Below are 16,969 nucleotides of genomic sequence, written 5' to 3'. Positions count from 1 at the left end.
GTGCCCTCAACGTCGCACGGCGGAGGCGGGCGGCCGCAGGGCCGGACAGGGCGCTATCCGGGGCCGTTGGGCCCTGCGGAGTCCGGGCGCAGCGGTACGCGCCAGGTCAAGCGGGTGCCGCCGCCCGGTGGGGCGTCGACGTCCAGTGCGCCGCCCAGTTCGCGGGCGCGGTGCTCCAGGTTCGCCAGGCCGCTGCGGCGGCCGTCGGCCGGCATGCCGACGCCGTTGTCACTGACGGTCAGGGACAGGTCCTCGGCGCCGCACACGACGTGGACGTCGACCGCATCGGCCTGCGCGTGCCGGGCGGCATTCGTCAGGGCTTCGCCCAGCACGGCGACGGCGTGGTCGGCGACGTGCCGCGGCACGTTCACGTCCAGCAGGCCCTCGGTGCGCAGCGCGGGACTGAAGCCCAGGGATTCCGTGGCGCCTTCGATCTGCCGCATCACGCGTACGCGGAGTCCGTCCGAGGCGGTGCCGGCGTCATGGGCCCGCAGCCCGAAGATCGTGGTACGGACGATCTTGATGGTGTCGTCGAGGTCGCGCACCGCGCGCAGCAGCTTCTCCTCTCCCGCCGCCGAGGACTGCAGCCGGAGCGCGCTCTGCAGCGTCATGCCCGTGGCGAAGAGCCGCTGAATCGCCAGGTCGTGCAGATCGCGGGCGATGCGGTCGCGGTCCTCGTACACGGCGATCTGCTCCGCGTCCCGGCGCCGGTCGGCCAGCTCCAGCGCCAGCCCTGCCTGAGCCGCGAAGCCCTGCAGGGGAGCCGTCTCCTCGTGGGTGAATGCCGGTTTGTCCGGCAGCCGGGCGAGCATGAGCACGCCGCGCCGCCCCGCTTCGGTGCCGATCGGCACCGCCACCATGGCCCCCATCCCCACCTCGCGCAGCACGCTGCCGAGGGTGCGCGCGTCGCTCTGCACGTCGTCGCTGCGCTCCAGTTCGCCGCGGGTGAAGGCCAGCCCGGTGAGGGTCCCGGTGAGCGGGATGGCGTGGCTCTGATAGACCTCGGCGCCCGCTCCCGCGGCCAGCGCCACCCGCAGCTGCCGGTCGTTCTCCGGTACCGAGATCGCGCCCAGGTCCGCGCCGAGCTGGCCCTTGGCCCGGTCCACGATCAGCGCCAGCACTTCCTGCTGCTCGGCGCCGGACAGCAGCATGCTCGTCACCTCGGCCGAGGCGGCCATCCAGCGCTGCCGCCACCGCGACTCCTCGTACAGCCGGGCGTTCTCGATCGCCACACCGGCGGCGGTGGCGAGGGTGCTGAGGACCGACTCGTCCTCGCGGTCGAACTCCTTCGCGCCTCGCTTCTCGGTGAGGTAGAGGTTGCCGAACACCTCGTCGCGCACCCGGATGGGGGCGCCGAGGAAGGAGCGCATCGGCGGGTGGTGGGGCGGGAAGCCGTACGACCCGGGGTGTTCGGACAGCTCGCGCAGGCGCAGCGGCTCGGGGTGGCGGATCAGCACGCCGAGGATGCCGCGCCCGCACGGATGGTCCCCGATGGCCGCGATCTGCTCCCGGCCTATCCCGACCGGCAGAAAGTGCGAGAGAAGCTGCTTCTCCTCATGGGACTCGCCGATCACACCCAGCGCACCGTACTCGGCGTCGACGAGCTCCACGGCGGCTTCGACGATCCGCCGCAGCACCTGCGGCAGTTCCAGGTCGCGGCCGACCGACATCACGGCCTCGAGCAGATGGTGCAGCCGGCCATGGGCGCCGCGCACTTCGTCGAGCCGCACCTGAAGCTCGTCGACCAGCTCGTCCAGGGGGAGGCGGGGCTCCCGCCTCGCGCCGCGTGCGCTGTCCGGCGGCATCGGTCACCTCTTCGCCAGCTGCGTCGGTCGTGCGGCGGGTACCCGGCTCGGCGAGCGTCATGGGCCTTCGGCTGCGGCCGGCCGGCACGTATTCGAGCCAGGGGCCTGCCCGCTTCTCGCGGACCCGGATTGCGCGGTGCGCGGTACGGGCGACCCGCTTCTCCGCGCCTGGTGGTGTGGCCCCTGGCTCTGCCTCCATCAGACCGCAGCAGGTTTGCGCGGGACAGGGCCGGACGGCCCCCGGTGCCTGTCCGGTCGGCGCCCGTCGCGGCCCCGGACAGCCCCATGTCCAGGGCAGCCGGCGGTCGCAGGGTGGAGGTGAAGAGCGACGCCGGACCGAAGGAGCCCACCATGGCAGCGACGCCTCAACCCCCGCCCCTGCACGGCCGCGTCGTCCTCGGCTACGACGGCTCCAAACCAGCCGATCGCGCCCTGGAGTATGCGGTGGACGAAGCCGTACGCCGCCGCACCGGACTGGAGATCCTGTGCGGCGACCCGTGGACTCCGCCCGCCCCCGCCGGCGAGGGCCTGTCCGCCGAGGGCTACCGGACCCGCTATCGCGCCACCCGCGACATGGTCGACCAGGCCGCGGAACAGGCCCGCAAACTGTCCCCGGGACTCACGGTCGTCGCGTCGGTGACCATCGAGGACGCCGCCAAGTCTCTGGTGCAGTGCAGCCGCACCGCCGGTCTCACCGTCGTCGGCACCCGTGGGCACGGCGGCTTCGCCGGACTGCTGCTCGGCTCGGTCAGCCAGCGCGTCGCCGCGCGCAGCGAGAGCCCGCTCATGGTCGTACGCGGCGACGACGGCCTCCGCGACCGTCCCCGCGGGACGGTCCTGGTCGGCGTGCAGTCGAACACGGACGAGGCGGCGGTGCGCTTCGGCTTCGAGGAGGCTCAGCACCGCAACGCCGCCCTGCACGTCCTGCACGCCTGGCAGTTCCCGCCGCTGAAGCCGACCCCCCATCTCGTACCGCCCGGCGGCCCGCTCCAGCGGGACGCGGAGGACGAGGCCGTACGCCGCGCCTCCCAGGCGGTGCCGCGCTACGCGGTCTCCTCGCATCGCGACGCCTACCCGGACGTGCGGGTGGTGACGGACGACATCTGCGGCTCGCCGTCCGCCGCCCTGGTCGAGGCCAGCAAGAAGGCGGACGTGATCGTGCTCACCGCCCACCGCAACCCGCACCGCGCCGGCCTGCATCTCGGCCCGGTCAGCCACGCGGTGCTGCATCACGCGCACTGCCCGGTGGTGCTGATTCCGTCGGCGTAACCGGATACGCGCAGGAGGGGCCGACCATGTCCGAGCACTCCCCCACCGCCTCGGCCGTCACGGCGCTCGTCGAAGCCGCGACGGCCGCCCCGTCCATGCACAACGCGCAGCCCTGGCGCTTCCGTTACGCGGCGGCCACCTGCACCCTCGAGCTGCGCCCCGATCCCGACCGGTCCATGCCGCGGGCCGATCCGGACGACCGGGCCCTGCATCTGGGGTGTGGCGCCGCCCTGTTCAACCTCCGCGTCGCCGCCGCGCACGCGGGCCGGCACCCGCAGACCGCGCTGCTGCCCGACCCGGACGACCCGCAGTTGCTCGCCACCGTGCGCCTGGCCGCAACGGACCGCCCCTCCCCCGGCCTTGCCGCGCTCTACCCGGCCATCCCGCAACGGCACACCAGCCGCCGCCCGTTCGCCGACCAGGACATCCCCGCCGAGCTGCGGGACAGGCTGTCCGGTGCCGCCCGTGCCGAGGGAGCCGAGCTGGCCTTCCCGGACCCCTGGCACGCTGCGCACCTGCTCGACCTCGTGGCCGACGCCGAAGGCCGCGACTCCCTCGACCCCAGCCGCTTCGAGGACGTCGCCCGCTGGACCCGCCTCGGCGACGCGTCCTCACCGGACGGCATCCCCGAGTACGCCTTCGGTCCGCGCAAACGCGACGGGGCCGCGCCGGTACGGGACTTCGCCGGCCGCCGGCCGGGCGCCGACCGCGGTTCGGCGGCCTTCGAGGGCGTCCCCCATATTGCGCTGCTCGGCACCGCTCACGACGGCCGTGCCGACTGGCTGCGCGCGGGCCAGGCGATGGAACGGGTCCTGCTGCTGGCCACGCTGGCGGACCTGGCGACCGCGATCACCTCGCATGCCCTGGAATGGCCCGACCTGCGCGAGCTGGTCCGCGACCCCACCTCGGCCATGGGACACGTCCAGATCCTGCTCCGCCTGGGCTACGGGCCCCCGGGACCGGCCACCCCGCGCCGCCCCGTGCACGAGGTTCTCCAGATCGACACGTGAACGTCTCAAACCACGAGTGTCGTGTGCCAGACCCACGGAGTAGATTCGTTCGGTGTGGCCCCAGCCCCCGGCCGGCAGTTGATTGGTCCTGTCGTCCCCGGGAGGCGGTTTCCATGGTGCAGCAGCAGGTTTCCCTGACGAATTACCCGCCTGCGGCGAACGGGGCGCCGATGGTGGACTGCACGCTCCGCGTTGACCGGACCGAGCGAGGTCATCTCGATGCCGCCGAGGCGACGCGCGGGGTCCTGACCACCCAGGGCCTTCCGCGGACCATCGCGAACCGTGCCGCGGACGCGGTCCGCGTGGCGGGCCGGTATCTGGCCCGGCACAGCGAGGCCGACCAGCACCGGGTATCGGTGGTCATCGGCGCCCGGGGCATCTGCCTGTCCATTACGGACTACGAGGATGACGAGGCGGCCCGGCCGCCGGTCTGGCGGCCGGACCCCGATGTGCACAGCGACAGCAGTACGGCGGAGACCCGCGACCGACTCGAAGTGCACCGCTCGCCGGACGGCCATATGCGGGTGCGTTGTCTTCAGCCCTGGCCGGGAACGCCACCGGAGAACCGGCCTGCCGGCGCGGCCTGGATGACCATCACCGAGGCCCGGGCGGCTTCCAGCCGGGCGACCGGGACGCGGAACGGTGAGCAGGACACGTAGTCGAGGCCAGCGTGGTGGAAGAAGCGGACCGAGGCCGGGTCGCCGCCGTGTTCGCCGCAGACGCCGGTCTCCAGGTCCGGGCGGACCGCGCGGCCCTCTGCGGTGGCGATCTCGATCATGCGGCCCACGCCCTGGGTGTCGAGCGTCTCGAACGGGGAGGTGTCGAAGATCCCCTTCTCCAGGTACGCGGGGAAGAAGGCCGCCTCGACGTCGTCCCGGGAGAAGCCCCACACCGTCTGGGTGAGGTCGTTCGTGCCGTACGAGAAGAACTCCGCCTCCTCGGCGATCCGGCCGGCGGTCAGGGCCGCCCGGGGCAGCTCGATCATCGTGCCGATCGGGCAGCCGGTGACGGCACCGGTCTCCGCGGCGACCTCGGCGAGCACCCGCTTGATCTCGGTCTTGACCAGGTGCAGTTCGAGTTCGGACGCGACCAGCGGCACCATGATCTCGGGTCGCGGGTCGCCGCCCGCCGCGTGGCGTTCCGCGACGGCTTCGGCGATGGCCCGTACCTGCATGGCGATCAGCCCGGGCGCGACCAGCGCCAGCCGGACGCCGCGCAGGCCGAGCATCGGGTTGGCCTCGTGCATGCGGTTCACGGCGGCCAGCAGCGCGGTCGCGTGCGGGTCCGGGGTCTCGCCGCGGGCTTCCGCCGCCGCGAGGGCGGCGGTCAACTCGGTGCGGTCGGGCAGGAATTCGTGCAGCGGCGGATCGAGCAGCCGGATGGTGACGGGCAGGCCGTCCATCGCCTCGAGGATGCCCGTGAAGTCGGCGCGTTGCAGCGGCAGCAGGGCGTCCAGGGCGGCGCGCCGCTCGGGGTCCGTACGGGCCAGGATCATCGCCTCGACCAGGCGGCGGCGTTCACCGAGGAACATGTGCTCCGTGCGGCACAGGCCGATGCCCTGGGCACCGAAGCGGCGGGCCCTGGCGGCGTCCTGCGGGGTGTCGGCGTTGGCGCGGACCTCCATCCGGCGGACCTCGTCGGCGCGGCGCAGGATGCGGTCGACGGCCTTGACGAGGTCGCCGTCGCCGGTGCCGTGCTCGAAGTAGGCGGCGACGGGTGAGTCCTCCAGCGGCAGGGCGCCCACGTGGACGGTGCCGTTGGTGCCGTCGACGGAGATGACCGAGCCCTCGGTGATGACCGTCCCCTCCGAGGTGGTGAACCGGCGCAACGCCGGCTCGACCTTGAGCTGTTCGGCCCCGCACACGCACACCTTGCCCATCCCGCGGGCCACGACGGCCGCATGACTGGTCTTCCCGCCGCGGCTGGTGAGCACCGCCTGCGCGGCGACCATCCCGGGCAGGTCGTCCGGCGTGGTCTCGCGGCGTACGAGCACGACCTTCTCCCCCGCCGCGGCGCGCCGTACCGCCTCCGCGGAGTCGAACACGGCGGCGCCGGTGGCGGCGCCCGGCGAGGCGGGGATGCCGCGGGCCAGCGGCGGGCGGTCGCCGGTGGCGGCGAAGCGCGGGAACAGCAGCCGGCCGAGCTGCTCGCCGGTGACGCGGGCGAGCGCCTCGTCCTCGTCGATCAGGCCTTCGTCGACGAGTTGCGCGGCGATCCGGAAGGCGGCCTCCGCGGTGCGCTTGCCGACGCGGGTCTGCAGCAGCCACAGCCGGCCGCGCTCGATGGTGAACTCGATGTCGCACAGGTCCCGGTAGTGGGTCTCCAGCAGCCCCGTGAAGTCGCCCAGGGCACGGTAGGAGGCGGGATCGAGATGCCGCAGCTCGGTGAGCGGCACGGCGTTGCGGACGCCGGACACGACGTCCTCGCCCTGCGCGCCGCTCAGGTAGTCGCCGTACACGCCGCGCTGTCCGGTGGCCGGGTCACGGGTGAAGGCGACGCCCGTACCGGAGTCGGGGCCGTAGTTGCCGAAGACCATCATCTGGATGTTCACGGCGGTGCCGAGGTCGTCGGGGATGTGCTCGCGGCGGCGGTAGAGGCGGGCGCGCTCGGAGTTCCAGGAGCGGAAGACGGCGCGGATGGCCTCGTAGAGCTGCTCGCGCGGGTCCTGCGGGAAGTCCGCTCCGGTGGCCGAGCGGATCAGCGCCTTGTAGACCTCGACCAGGCCGGTGAGGTCGGCCGCGTCGAGGCCGGCGTCGTCGGTGAGGCCACGGTCGGCCTTCATCCGGTGCAGCGCGCCGTCGAAGAGCCCGCGGTCGAGGCCCAGCACCGTGGTGCCGTACATCTGCAGCAGCCGGCGGTACGAGTCGTAGGCGAAGCGCTCCTGGCGGGCCGTCTCGGCGAGGCCGCGGACGGTGGCGTCGGTGAGGCCGATGTCGAGGACCGTCTCCATCATGCCGGGCATGGAATTGCGGCCGCCGGAGCGGACCGACAGCAGCAGCGGCTCGTGGACATCGCCGAGGCGGCGGCCGGCCGTGTGCTCCAGGGCGGCGAGGTGCTTCTCGATCTCCCGGCGCAGGCCCCCGGGTTCGGTGCCGGTGCGGAGGTAGTGGCGGCAGGCCTCGGTGGTGACGGTGAAGCCGGGCGGGACGGGCAGGCCCATCTTCGTCATCTCCGCGAGCCCTGCGCCCTTGCCGCCGAGGAGACCGGCCATCTCGCGGCCGCCCTCGGTGAAGTCGTAGACGTTCTTGGCCATGTGGGGTTCCTCTTCCTCAGGCGTGCGGGACGACGGCGACGGGGCACAGCGCGTGGTGCAGGACGGCATGCGTGACCACGCCGAGGCGCGGGGCGAAGGCGGGGCGGTGCAGCCGCCGGCCGACGACGAGCAGCGAGGCGCCGGAGGCCACCTCCAGCAGCCGGCTGCCGGTGCCGCCGGTCACGGCGTCCTCGAAGACCTGGACGCCCGGGAACTTCTCCTGCCACGGGTGCAGCGCCACCGTCAGGGCACGCTCGGCCTCGGCGAGGGTCTCAGGGCCGGCATCGACGGCGGCGTACGGCAGCGGTGCCCGCCACACGTGCACGGCCTGCAGCGGCGCGGAGCGCCGGGCGGCGGCGTCGAAGGCGAACTCCAGGATCTCTTCGCACGGATGGGTGACATCGATGCCCAGGACCACCTTGCTGTGCGGCGTCGCGGTGGACGGCCGCCCTTCGGCGTCCGGCAGATGCTCGTCCGCGCGCCGTTCCTCCGCCCGTACGAGCACGACCGGGCAGGTGGCGCGGGAGACGGTGGCCAGCCCGACCGAGCCGACCAGGAAACCGGCGAAGCCGCTGAGGCCACGGGATCCCAGGACGAGCAGCTCGGCGTCCTCGGCGATGTCCAGGAGACCTGGCACCGGGGGGTCGGGCGTCATCCTGGCCTCGATCGCCAGCTCGGGATAACGCTTGCGCAGTTCCTGCTCCGCGTTGCGCAGGATGCGCTCGGCGCGGAAGCGCTGGGTGTCGCTGTCGTCGAAGTTCGGCACGCCGCGCGGCGGCCACTCCCACGAGTGGATGACGGACAGCGGCGTTCCCCGGCGTTGGGCTTCGCGTGCCGCCCAGTCGGCGGCCGCGAGGCTTTCGCGGGAACCGTCGATTCCGGCGACGACGGGTCGCAGCATGATGACCCCTCCTCTGGCAGACCGTGTACCTTCCACCTGCAGCGTCGCCCGGCGACCACGGCGAAGGCAGGGGCCGCCCGGGGCGTGCCACCGGCCCCGGTGGCCCGGCGTGCGGGGCCGGACGGCCCTCAGGCGCCCGGCAGGTGCAGTACGCACGACTCCCCCGGCTCCACCGTCACGGTGCGGTCGGCCAGGACGACCGGCAGCGCGGGGGCGCTGGAGTCCGGGACCGTCACGTGCAGTTGTCCGGCGCGCAGCCGCAGATCGATGCCCCGGTGGCCGCGATAGCGGACGCGCAGGCCGTACTGGGACAGCTGCGGCAGGGGTACGGGGTCCAGCCACAGGGCGTCGTCGCGCGTCTCCAGGCCGGTCAGGCCGCGCTGGACGAGGTCGAGGGTGCCGGCCATGGCGCCGAGGTGGATGCCCTCGGCGGTGGTGCCGCCCTGGACGTCCGCGATGTCGCTGGTGAGCGCCTCCAGGCAGTACTTCCAGGCCTCGGCTCTGCGGGCCCGGGCCAGCACCCAGCCGTGCACGAGGCTGGAGAGCGTGGAGCCGTGGCTGGTGCGGGCCAGGTAGTAATCCACCGTGCGCCGCCACATCGCATCGTCGACGCGGTAGCCCAGCAGGCGGAAGATCCCGGCCAGTTCGGCGGGCGAGAAGAGGTAGCCGAGCATCAGGACGTCGGCCTGTTTGGAGGCCTGATAGCGGTTGACCGTGTCGCCCTCGGCCTCCAGGATCCGGTCCAGCCTGCGGATGTCGCCGTAGCGGCGGCGGTAGCCGTCCCAGTCGAGTTCACCGAGATCGCCGTACCGGTCGAACTGGCTGATGACACCGCGGTGGAATGGCACGTAGAGCTTGCAGGCCACCTCGTCCCAGCGGCCGAGCTCGGCATCGTCCAGGCCCATCCGCTCGCGCAGCTCCGGCAGCGCGGCGGTGAGCTCCAGGGCCCGGTGCAGCACCCAGGAGGACATGACGTTCGTGTACGCGTTGTCGTCGAGGCCCGGCTGATCAGCGCCCGGGTAGGCGTCGTGGTATTCGTCCGGGCCGACGACGCCGCGGATGCGGTAGCGTCCGGCGGCCGCGTCCCAGGTGGCCAGGTCCGCGAAATAGCGGGCGATCTCCAGCAGCATCTCCGCGCCGGGCCCGTGCAGATAGGCCAGGTCGCCGGTGGCCTGACCGTACTGCCACACGTTGTACGCCACCGCGAGGCCGACGTGGCGCTGCAGCCGGCTGTGGTCGGGCAGCCAGCGCCCGGAGCGGGGGTTCAGGTGCAGCGTCTGCGTCTCCTCGCGGCCGTCGCTGCCGCTCTGCCATGGATACCTCGCTCCCCGGTGCCCGTCCGCGGCGGCCGCGAGGCGGGCGGCGGGCAGCCGGCGATGGCGGTAGTCGAGCAGCGCCCGGGAGACCTCCGGCAGATGCAGATTGAGATACGGCAGCACGAACAGCTCGTCCCAGAAGACGTGGCCGCGGTACGCCTCGCCGTGCAGTCCGCGGGCCGGCACCCCGGCGTCCAGGCGGGCGGTGTGCGGCGACAGCGTCTGCAGCACGTGGAAGGTGTGCAGCCGCAGGATGCGCCCGGCCTCGCCCGGCACCTCCAGCTCGCACTGCTGCCACAGCCGCGCCCAGGCCTCCTGATGGGAGGCGCGGAGCACCGCGAAGCCCGGCGCCCGGCCGACCCGTTCACGGGCGGCCCGCAGCGGGTCGCTGATGGCCTGGTCCCGTGACGTGTGCAGCGCCACCACCTTCTCGGTGGTGACGGCCTGCCCCGCCTCGGCGACGACAGTGACGAGGCGGCTCACCCGGGCGTCCGATGCCGCACTCCGGCTGCCGACGACGGCGCCGGCGGTGATCCGGGTGCGGGCCGCCATGGCGATGCGGATGTCGGAGGCGGTGGTACGACAGCGCAGCCATACCGTGTCCGGATCGTCGGTGCCGGTGTGGACGTGGGTGAGGTGGCGGCCCGCGAGGGCGCGGTAGCGCTCCACCCCGGAGTTGCTCACCGTGCCGTCGAGCCCCGATTCGATCTCCACCGTCCCGGACCAGCCGAGCGGGGTGAGCGTGGTCCGGAGTGCGGCCAGATGCGGGTCTCCCATGTGCACCAGGCGCTGCTCGGCCAGTCGCAGCCGCCGTCCGGCCGAGTCCGTGAACTCCGCGCTCCGGGCGAGGACTCCGCCGCGCAGGTCCAGTCGCTGCTCGTAGCCGTCCACGTTGGCGTCCGCGGTGGTCAGCCACGGTCCCGGCGCGCGTTCACCGGCGCCGCGGGTACGGAACCGCAGCGGCAGCCAGTTGGGCAGGTTGACCATGTCCTCGTTCTCGACCTTGCGGCCCGCGACGGTCGAGGCCAGCCGGTCGTAGACCCCGGCGGCATAGGTGCCAGGGCAGTGCACCGCGTCGGCGGCGGCCTCGGGCGCGGCGCCCCGGGTGGCGAAGTAGCCGTTGCCCAGCGTGCACAGCGCCTCGCGCAGCCGTTCCTGCGCCGGTTCGTAGCTCTCGTACGCCCACTCCCAGCCGTTCTCGGGCATCGCTGCCCTCCTTGCCGTGGCAGTGCGGACCGGGGCACCGCCGCTCGGCGGTGCCCCGGTCCTGGATGTGCGGCCGCTAGAGCAGCCAGCGGTGGTCGCGTACGAAGGGCAGCTTCGCCCAGGCCTTGCCGAGGCCCCAGGTGTTGCCCGCGTACGTGACGGCGAGGGCGATGATCACTACGGCGTAGATCACGTGGTACTCGATGACCGGGTTCGTCGACATGCTCGGTGAGCCGTCGGAGAGGTGCTTGGCCGGTGGCCATTCCGCCATCCACATGAGGGCCATCATCAGCGTCCCGGCGACCGCGGCGAACCGCAGCGCCACGCCGAGGACGAGGGCGACGCCGATGCCGAGCAGGCCGAACATGAACAGCCAGTCGGCCCAGCCGTCGCCGGCCCAGCTGTGGAAGGTGCTCTCCATCGGGCCGGCCGCGACACCGCTGAGGAAGCCCTTGGTCGGCGAACCGCCTTCGATCCAGGCGTTGTTCGCCGGGGTGGCGTAGCCGAAGCCGAAGGTCTTGTCCAGGAAGGCCCACAGGAAGGCGAATCCGGTGATGAGCCGGAGGCCGGCGAGGACGTACGCCGTCGTCGAGGTCGCGGTGGCCGCGGTGGCACCGGACTCGCTCGTCGTGCGCGCCGCGTGCCGCTGCGGCAGGTGGAACGAGATGTGCCGGCGGGGCTGCTGGTGCACTGCCATGGTTGCGCTTCCTTGTCTTGAGGTGGTGCCCGGTGTCGCTTCTTGCGCCTTCAATCTCCCGTCCTGCGGTCCGGCCGAGGATGATCTGAAAGGCCCCGGCCGGGGGCCGAACGTCGCCTCTGGCGAGGTCTGTTCGGCCCGCCGGGCCCGGCTACGGTCGCTGCGGCACGACGGCCACCGGGCACGGAGCGTGGTGCAGCAAGGCGTGGTTGGTGCGCCCGAGGCCGGCGTGGCCGGGGCGCCGTCGGGCCCCGACCACCAGGAGGTCGGCGGTCGTCGCGGCATGCAGCAGCGCCCGCCGCGCGGTTCCCTCCACCCACAGCCGGTCGACCTCGACCTGCGGGTCCGTGGTGGTCGCCCGCAGCGCCGCGTCGAGCAGGGTCCTGGCCCGTTCCTCGTGTACGTCGGAGGCGTCCGGGTGCAGCCGTGGATGATCGAGGTACTCGGTCACGGGGCAACGCCATGCCCGTACGGCCGCCAGCGGGCAGTCCCGGGCGGCGGCCTCGCGGAGGGCGAAGCGCAGCGCGGCGTAGCCGGTGTCGGCGTCATCGACGCCGACGGCGATCCGGCGGTGTTGCTGGTCCGGGCCCTGTGCCGGGCCGCGGATGACGATCACCGGGCAGTCGGCGCGGGCGGCGACCGACAGGCTCACCGAGCCGAGCAGCATCCCGGCCAGCCCGCCGCGCCCGCGCGAACCGAGCACCAGCGCGAACGCGTTGCGCCCCGCGTGTACCAGGGCGGTGACCGGATCCTCCGGCAGTACGTCGAACGACACCTTCAGGTCGGGGGCGCGCAGCTCGGCGCGCTCCACCGCCGTGGCGATGATGCGCTCGGCGGTTTCCCGCTCTCCGGCCGGCACCGCCTGCTCCTTGGCTCCGGCCGCGGCGGACTCGTAGTGCTCCCACCGCGCCCCGTGCACCAGGCGCAGCGGCACCTGCTGCCGGACGGCCTCGTCGGCCGCCCAGTCCACCGCGCGCAGACTCAGCTGCGATCCGTCCACCCCTACGACCAGGGGCAATTCCATGGTCCCCACCGCCTTCCGTGCGACCGAGACCGAGCCGGCCTCGTACCGGCACGGTCCCGCCGCGCGGAGGGCGGGCAAAGGGGCGATCGGCCCCCGCTCAGGGCCCCTTCGGCCCGGGGCGCATGATGCTCAGAAGCGGGCGGCGACGTATTCGGTGAGGTCGAGGAGCCGGTTGCTGTAGCCCCACTCGTTGTCGTACCAGCCGAAGACCTTCACCAGCTCGCCCTGCGCCTGGGTCAGCGGCAGGTCGACCACACAGGAGGCCGGGTCGCCGACGATGTCGCGGGAGACGAGCGGTGCGGTGGAGGCGCGCAGAATGCCGCGGAGCGGGCCATCGGCGGCTTCGGTGTAGGCGGCGTTGATCTCCTCGGCGGTGGCCGGGGTGCGGAGGATCACGGTGAGGTCGGTCAGTGATCCGTCCTCGACCGGGACCCGTACGGCCAGGCCTTCGAGGGCGCCGTCGAGCGCGGGGATGACGAGGCCGGTGGCGCGGGCCGCGCCGGTGGAGGTGGGGATGATACTCACCGCGGCGGAGCGGGCCCGGCGCAGGTCCTTGTGCGGACTGTCGAGCAGGGCCTGGTCGTTGGTGTAGCCGTGGATGGTGGTCATCAGGCCTTTGACGACGCCGAACCGCTCGTGCAGCACGTGCACCAGCGGCACCACGCAGTTGGTGGTGCAGGAGGCGCAGGAGACGACGTGGTGCTGCTGCGGGTCGTAGTCGCCTTCGTTGACGCCCATCACGACGGTGGCGTCGGCGCTCTTGCCGGGCGCGGAGATGAGCACCTTGCGGGCGCCGGACTTCAGGTGCAGCGCGGCGTCGTCGCGGGCGCGGAAGCGGCCGGTGGACTCGATGACGACGTCCACGCCGTGTGCGGACCAGTCCAGCGCGGCGGGGTCGCGCTCGGAGGTGACGGCGATGCGGCGGCCGTCGACCGTGATCGACTCCGGGTCGTGAGTGATGTCCCGGTCCAGCCGGCCGTAGGTGGAGTCGTACTGCAGCAGGTGCGCCAGGGTCTCGGTGGCGGTGATGTCGTTGACGGCGACCACCTCCACCGGCTTGTTGTCACGGGCGAGCGCGCCGCGCAGATAGTTGCGGCCGATGCGGCCGAAGCCGTTGATGCCTATGCGTGTGGTCATGCGGTCAGCCTCCGCCGAAGGGGCCGGGTGCCCATAGGGCCGCATGGGGGTACGCGAACGGCCCGCCCACCCGCGGGCGGCGGGGCGCTTCGGCCTCCGCCGGGAGCCGTTCGGCCCTACTGCCCTGGCACCGGGCCGCCGTTTGCTGGGGACCAGGCTCAAGAGGACTCAGGAGCGACCATGTCCGTGGCCATCGCACCGCCCCGCGTACGGGCGTTCACCACCTGCGCCTGCATCGTCGCCGAACTGCGCGGCGAGATCGACATCCGCACCGTGCCCGCGTTCACCGCCGCCCTCGACACCATCCGCGTCGAGGCACCGTCCCGCCTGGTCCTGGACCTGCGGCAGGTGACCTTCATCGACTGCACCGGCCTCGGGATGCTCTGCCGGACCCGCCGGCGGGCGCTGGAGCGGGGCGTAAAGACCAGCCTGCTGGTCACGGATCCGCGCATCCTGCGCACGCTGCACGCGACCCGGCTCACCCGGGCCTTCGACGTGCACGGCCGGCTCAGCGAGGTGCCGCTCACGGTGCCCGTGGCAGCGGCGTGAGCCCGCGGTGATGGCGTCCGACGCCCGGCTGGTGGTGATCGGGGTCGGCAACGACTTCCGGCGGGACGACGGGGTGGGCTGGGCCGTCATCCGCCGGCTGCAGGAAGGCGCGGTGCAACGGCGGCTGCCTCCGGGGACGGCGCTGCTGCTGAGTGACGGCGAGCCCGGGCGGCTGCTGACCCTGTGGCAGGACGCGGAGCTGGCGGTGCTCGTGGACGCCGCGCACGCGCATCCCGCCCATCCAGGTCGCATCCACCGGCTGGAGCTGGACACGGCCGGGTTACCGGTGCCGAGCGCCGCCGGCTCGCACGGTCTCGGTCTGGGCGAGGCGGTGGAACTGGCCCGCGCGCTGGGCCGCTTACCCGCTCGCCTGGTCGTCTTCGCCGTCGAGGGCTCCGACGGGGCGCTCGGCACGGGCCTGTCGGCGCCGGTGGCAGCGGCGGTGGCGCCGGTCGTGGAGCGGGTCGCCGCCGAACTCGCCCGGCAGGCCCAGCCATGAACGGCCGCGAATCCGGATCCCGGCGGGCCCGGCGCATCGAGGTCTTCGGCACGGTGCAGGGGGTCGGCTTCCGGCCCTTCGTGCACCGTACGGCCAGCGGGCTCGGGCTCGACGGCTGGGTGCGCAACGTCGACGGACACGTGGAGGTCGCCGCGGCCGGGCGGCCCGCCGCGCTGGACGCACTGGTGGAGCGGCTGCGCGGGCAGGCACCGCCGCTGGCCGCGGTACGGGACGTGCGGGTGGGGCCGCTCAATGGCGACACACCATCCGCCGGAGCCGGGTTCGTCGTACGCGACAGCGCGCCGCCGGCCCGCAGCCCGCTGCCGCGGGAGATCCCGGCCGACGCCGCGATCTGCGCCGCGTGCCTGCGGGAGTTGTTCGACCCGGCGGACCGGCGCTTCCGCTATCCGTTCGTCAACTGCACCGACTGCGGCCCGCGGGCCACCGTCATCGAGGAGCTGCCGTACGACCGCGAGCGCACCACGATGCGCGGCTTCCCGCTGTGCCCGCCGTGCGCGGTGGAGTACGGCGACCCCGGCGACCGGCGCTTCCACGCCGAGCCGCTGGCCTGCCCGGCGTGCGGGCCGCAATTGGCGTACCGGCGCGGTGCCGAACCGGCAGCCACCGGCGAACGCGCCCTGCGGGGGGCGATCGACGCCATCGCCGAGGGCCGGATCGTGGCGATCAAGGGTCTCGGCGGCTATCAGCTCGTGTGCGACGCCCATAACGCCACCGCCGTAGCCGAGTTACGGCGGCGCAAGCGACGCCCGGACAAGCCGTTCGCCGTGATGGTGAAGGACCTGTCCGTCGCCCGGCGGCTGGCCCGGCTCGACCGTACGGAGTGGAACGCGCTCGCCTCGCCCGCCCGGCCCGTGGTGCTGCTCGACGCCGTGGCCGGCGCCGCCGTCGCGCCCGGCGTGCATCCGGGCACCGGCCGCATCGGGCTGTTCCTGCCGACAACAGGCCTGCATCACCTGCTGCTCGCCGAGCTCGACCGCCCGCTCGTGGTGACCAGCGGCAACGTCACCGACGAGCCGATCGCCATCGACGACGCCGAGGCGTACCGGACGCTGCCCGCCGACGCCTTCCTCACCCACAACCGGCCCATCCGGGCGCGCTACGACGACTCCGTCGTACAGACCTCAGGCACCACCCTGCTCACCGTCCGCCGCGCCCGCGGCTACGCACCCGCGCCGCTCCCCCTGCCCGTACCGGCAGCGCAGCCACTGCTCGCCGCCGGTGCGCAGTTGAAGCACACCTTCGCGCTCGCACACGGACGTCAGGCAGTGCTGTCCGCCCACGGCGGGGACCTCGAGGACGCGGGCACGTACGCGGCACTGCAGACCTACTACGCCCACCTGACCCGCCTGACCGGCATCGAACCGCGCGTCGTCGCCCACGACCTGCACCCCGGCTACCTCTCCACCCAGTGGGCCCGCGCGTTCCCGGCCGACCGCCGCATCCCCGTCCAGCACCACCACGCCCACATCGCCGCCTGCGCCGTCGAGCACGGCATCGCGGGACCGGTCACCGGCGTCGCCTTCGACGGCCTCGGCTACGGGGACGACGGCACCCTGTGGGGCGGCGAGATCCTCGTCGCGGACCTGGCCGGCTACCGCCGCGTCGGCCGCCTCGCCACCGCTCCGCTGCCCGGCGGCGCGGCCGCGGTCCGCCATCCGGCGCGGATGGCGCTCGGCTATCTCTACGGCGCCGAGCCGCTCGGCCACGACCCGCCCCCGGCGCACCTGTTCGACGCCGGCCCGGAGCAGCCGTTGATCCGCACCATGATCGAGCGCGGCCTCAACTGCCCGCACGCCTCCAGCGCGGGCCGCCTCTTCGACGCCGCCGCCGCCCTCCTCGGCCTCGGAGCGGAGGTGTCGTACGAGGGCCAGGCCGCCGTCGCGCTGGAAGCCGCCGCCGGCAGCACGCCCGCCCAGCCGCTGCCGTGGCGGCTGGTGCGGACCGGGGGCCTGTGGGTGTACGACCCGCTGCCGACGCTCACCGCCCTGCTCGAACAACGGGCCGCCGCCGAACCCGTCGGCCGGCTCGCCGCCGCCTTCCACACCACTCTGGCCACCGCCACCGCCGCCCTGGTCGAGCGGGCCGTCGCCACCGGTGCCCCGCGCACCGTCTGCCTGTCCGGCGGCTGCTTCGCCAACCTCCGCCTGCTCACCGAGCTCACCGGCCTCCTGCGCGAACAGGGCCTCACCGTCCTGACCGGCAGCGCGGTGCCGGTCGGCGACGGCGGCATCGCCTACGGGCAGGCGGCCGTCGCCGCCGCCCTCCTCGCTGAAGGGTGACCC

Annotated in this window: 12 protein-coding genes; 5 read left to right on the top strand and 7 right to left on the bottom strand. The window is 73.6% G+C overall.

The annotated features are described in order from the left end of the window. Positions 1–53: 53 nt before the first annotated feature. Positions 54–1,805 (bottom strand): sensor histidine kinase, encoded by a 1,752-nt coding sequence (locus tag G5C51_RS00960; protein ID WP_165229887.1) that lies wholly within the window; start codon positions 1,803–1,805, stop codon positions 54–56. Between the two features lie 351 nt (positions 1,806–2,156). Between G5C51_RS00960 and G5C51_RS00955 the strand changes: the two genes are divergently transcribed. Further along, positions 2,157–3,074 carry a universal stress protein gene (locus tag G5C51_RS00955; RefSeq protein ID WP_165229884.1) on the top strand — a complete coding sequence of 306 codons (918 nt, stop codon included), beginning with the start codon at positions 2,157–2,159 and terminating at the stop codon, positions 3,072–3,074. A gap of 26 nt (positions 3,075–3,100) precedes the next feature. Beyond that, complete coding sequence (locus G5C51_RS00950) at positions 3,101–4,084, top strand: Acg family FMN-binding oxidoreductase (RefSeq protein WP_165229881.1); 984 nt, start codon at positions 3,101–3,103, stop codon at positions 4,082–4,084. A 535-nt stretch (positions 4,085–4,619) separates the two neighbouring features. Here G5C51_RS00950 and ppdK read toward each other — a convergent pair. The 6 genes from ppdK to gap all read right to left on the bottom strand — a co-directional run bounded on the left by ppdK (position 4,620) and on the right by gap (position 13,618). After that, the gene (gene ppdK / locus G5C51_RS00945) at positions 4,620–7,337 is read right to left on the bottom strand and encodes a pyruvate, phosphate dikinase (RefSeq protein WP_165229877.1); all 2,718 of its coding nucleotides are present in this window, start codon (positions 7,335–7,337) and stop codon (positions 4,620–4,622) included. 16 nt (positions 7,338–7,353) lie between these two features. After that, on the bottom strand, positions 7,354–8,238 hold the full coding sequence (locus tag G5C51_RS00940; RefSeq protein ID WP_165229874.1) for a universal stress protein: 885 nt from the start codon (positions 8,236–8,238) through the stop codon (positions 7,354–7,356). Positions 8,239–8,366: 128 nt separating this feature from the next. Next, positions 8,367–10,760 (bottom strand): glycoside hydrolase family 65 protein, encoded by a 2,394-nt coding sequence (locus tag G5C51_RS00935; protein ID WP_165229871.1) that lies wholly within the window; start codon positions 10,758–10,760, stop codon positions 8,367–8,369. Between the two features lie 76 nt (positions 10,761–10,836). After that, positions 10,837–11,457, bottom strand: a complete 621-nt coding sequence (locus tag G5C51_RS00930; RefSeq protein ID WP_165229867.1) for a hypothetical protein — start codon at positions 11,455–11,457, stop codon at positions 10,837–10,839. Positions 11,458–11,608: 151 nt separating this feature from the next. Further along, positions 11,609–12,481 carry a universal stress protein gene (locus G5C51_RS00925; protein ID WP_165229864.1) on the bottom strand — a complete coding sequence of 291 codons (873 nt, stop codon included), beginning with the start codon at positions 12,479–12,481 and terminating at the stop codon, positions 11,609–11,611. A gap of 129 nt (positions 12,482–12,610) precedes the next feature. Further along, positions 12,611–13,618, bottom strand: a complete 1,008-nt coding sequence (gap, locus tag G5C51_RS00920) for a type I glyceraldehyde-3-phosphate dehydrogenase (protein ID WP_165229861.1) — start codon at positions 13,616–13,618, stop codon at positions 12,611–12,613. 180 nt (positions 13,619–13,798) lie between these two features. On the opposite strand from gap, the gene G5C51_RS00915 reads away from it, so the two are divergent. The 3 genes from G5C51_RS00915 to hypF are packed head-to-tail and all read left to right on the top strand — an operon-like array spanning position 13,799 to position 16,966. Beyond that, complete coding sequence (locus G5C51_RS00915) at positions 13,799–14,167, top strand: STAS domain-containing protein (protein ID WP_165229858.1); 369 nt, start codon at positions 13,799–13,801, stop codon at positions 14,165–14,167. A 10-nt stretch (positions 14,168–14,177) separates the two neighbouring features. Continuing rightward, positions 14,178–14,666 (top strand): hydrogenase maturation protease, encoded by a 489-nt coding sequence (locus G5C51_RS00910; protein WP_165229855.1) that lies wholly within the window; start codon positions 14,178–14,180, stop codon positions 14,664–14,666. Then, positions 14,663–16,966 (top strand): carbamoyltransferase HypF, encoded by a 2,304-nt coding sequence (gene hypF, locus G5C51_RS00905; RefSeq protein ID WP_165229852.1) that lies wholly within the window; start codon positions 14,663–14,665, stop codon positions 16,964–16,966. The genes G5C51_RS00910 and hypF overlap by 4 nt, the downstream gene beginning before the upstream one ends. Positions 16,967–16,969: the final 3 nt, after the last annotated feature.

Origin of the sequence: Streptomyces coryli (assembly GCF_011044975.1) — a bacterium.
GTDB classification, from domain to species: Bacteria; Actinomycetota; Actinomycetes; order Streptomycetales; family Streptomycetaceae; genus Streptomyces; species Streptomyces coryli.
Note: the sequence above shows the minus strand (reverse complement) of the source record. Positions and strands in the feature narration are given on the sequence as shown.

Excerpts from the sequence above, each read along its gene's own strand:
- hypF (WP_165229852.1), top strand. The coding sequence starts at position 14,663 with ATGAACGGCCGCGAATCCGGATCCCGGCGGGCCCGGCGCATCGAGGTC.
- G5C51_RS00930 (WP_165229867.1), bottom strand. The coding sequence starts at position 11,457 with ATGGCAGTGCACCAGCAGCCCCGCCGGCACATCTCGTTCCACCTGCCG.
- G5C51_RS00925 (WP_165229864.1), bottom strand. The coding sequence starts at position 12,481 with ATGGAATTGCCCCTGGTCGTAGGGGTGGACGGATCGCAGCTGAGTCTG.
- ppdK (WP_165229877.1), bottom strand. The coding sequence starts at position 7,337 with ATGGCCAAGAACGTCTACGACTTCACCGAGGGCGGCCGCGAGATGGCC.
- G5C51_RS00915 (WP_165229858.1), top strand. The coding sequence starts at position 13,799 with ATGTCCGTGGCCATCGCACCGCCCCGCGTACGGGCGTTCACCACCTGC.
- G5C51_RS00950 (WP_165229881.1), top strand. The coding sequence starts at position 3,101 with ATGTCCGAGCACTCCCCCACCGCCTCGGCCGTCACGGCGCTCGTCGAA.
- G5C51_RS00940 (WP_165229874.1), bottom strand. The coding sequence starts at position 8,238 with ATGCTGCGACCCGTCGTCGCCGGAATCGACGGTTCCCGCGAAAGCCTC.
- G5C51_RS00910 (WP_165229855.1), top strand. The coding sequence starts at position 14,178 with ATGGCGTCCGACGCCCGGCTGGTGGTGATCGGGGTCGGCAACGACTTC.
- G5C51_RS00960 (WP_165229887.1), bottom strand. The coding sequence starts at position 1,805 with ATGCCGCCGGACAGCGCACGCGGCGCGAGGCGGGAGCCCCGCCTCCCC.
- gap (WP_165229861.1), bottom strand. The coding sequence starts at position 13,618 with ATGACCACACGCATAGGCATCAACGGCTTCGGCCGCATCGGCCGCAAC.
- G5C51_RS00955 (WP_165229884.1), top strand. The coding sequence starts at position 2,157 with ATGGCAGCGACGCCTCAACCCCCGCCCCTGCACGGCCGCGTCGTCCTC.
- G5C51_RS00935 (WP_165229871.1), bottom strand. The coding sequence starts at position 10,760 with ATGCCCGAGAACGGCTGGGAGTGGGCGTACGAGAGCTACGAACCGGCG.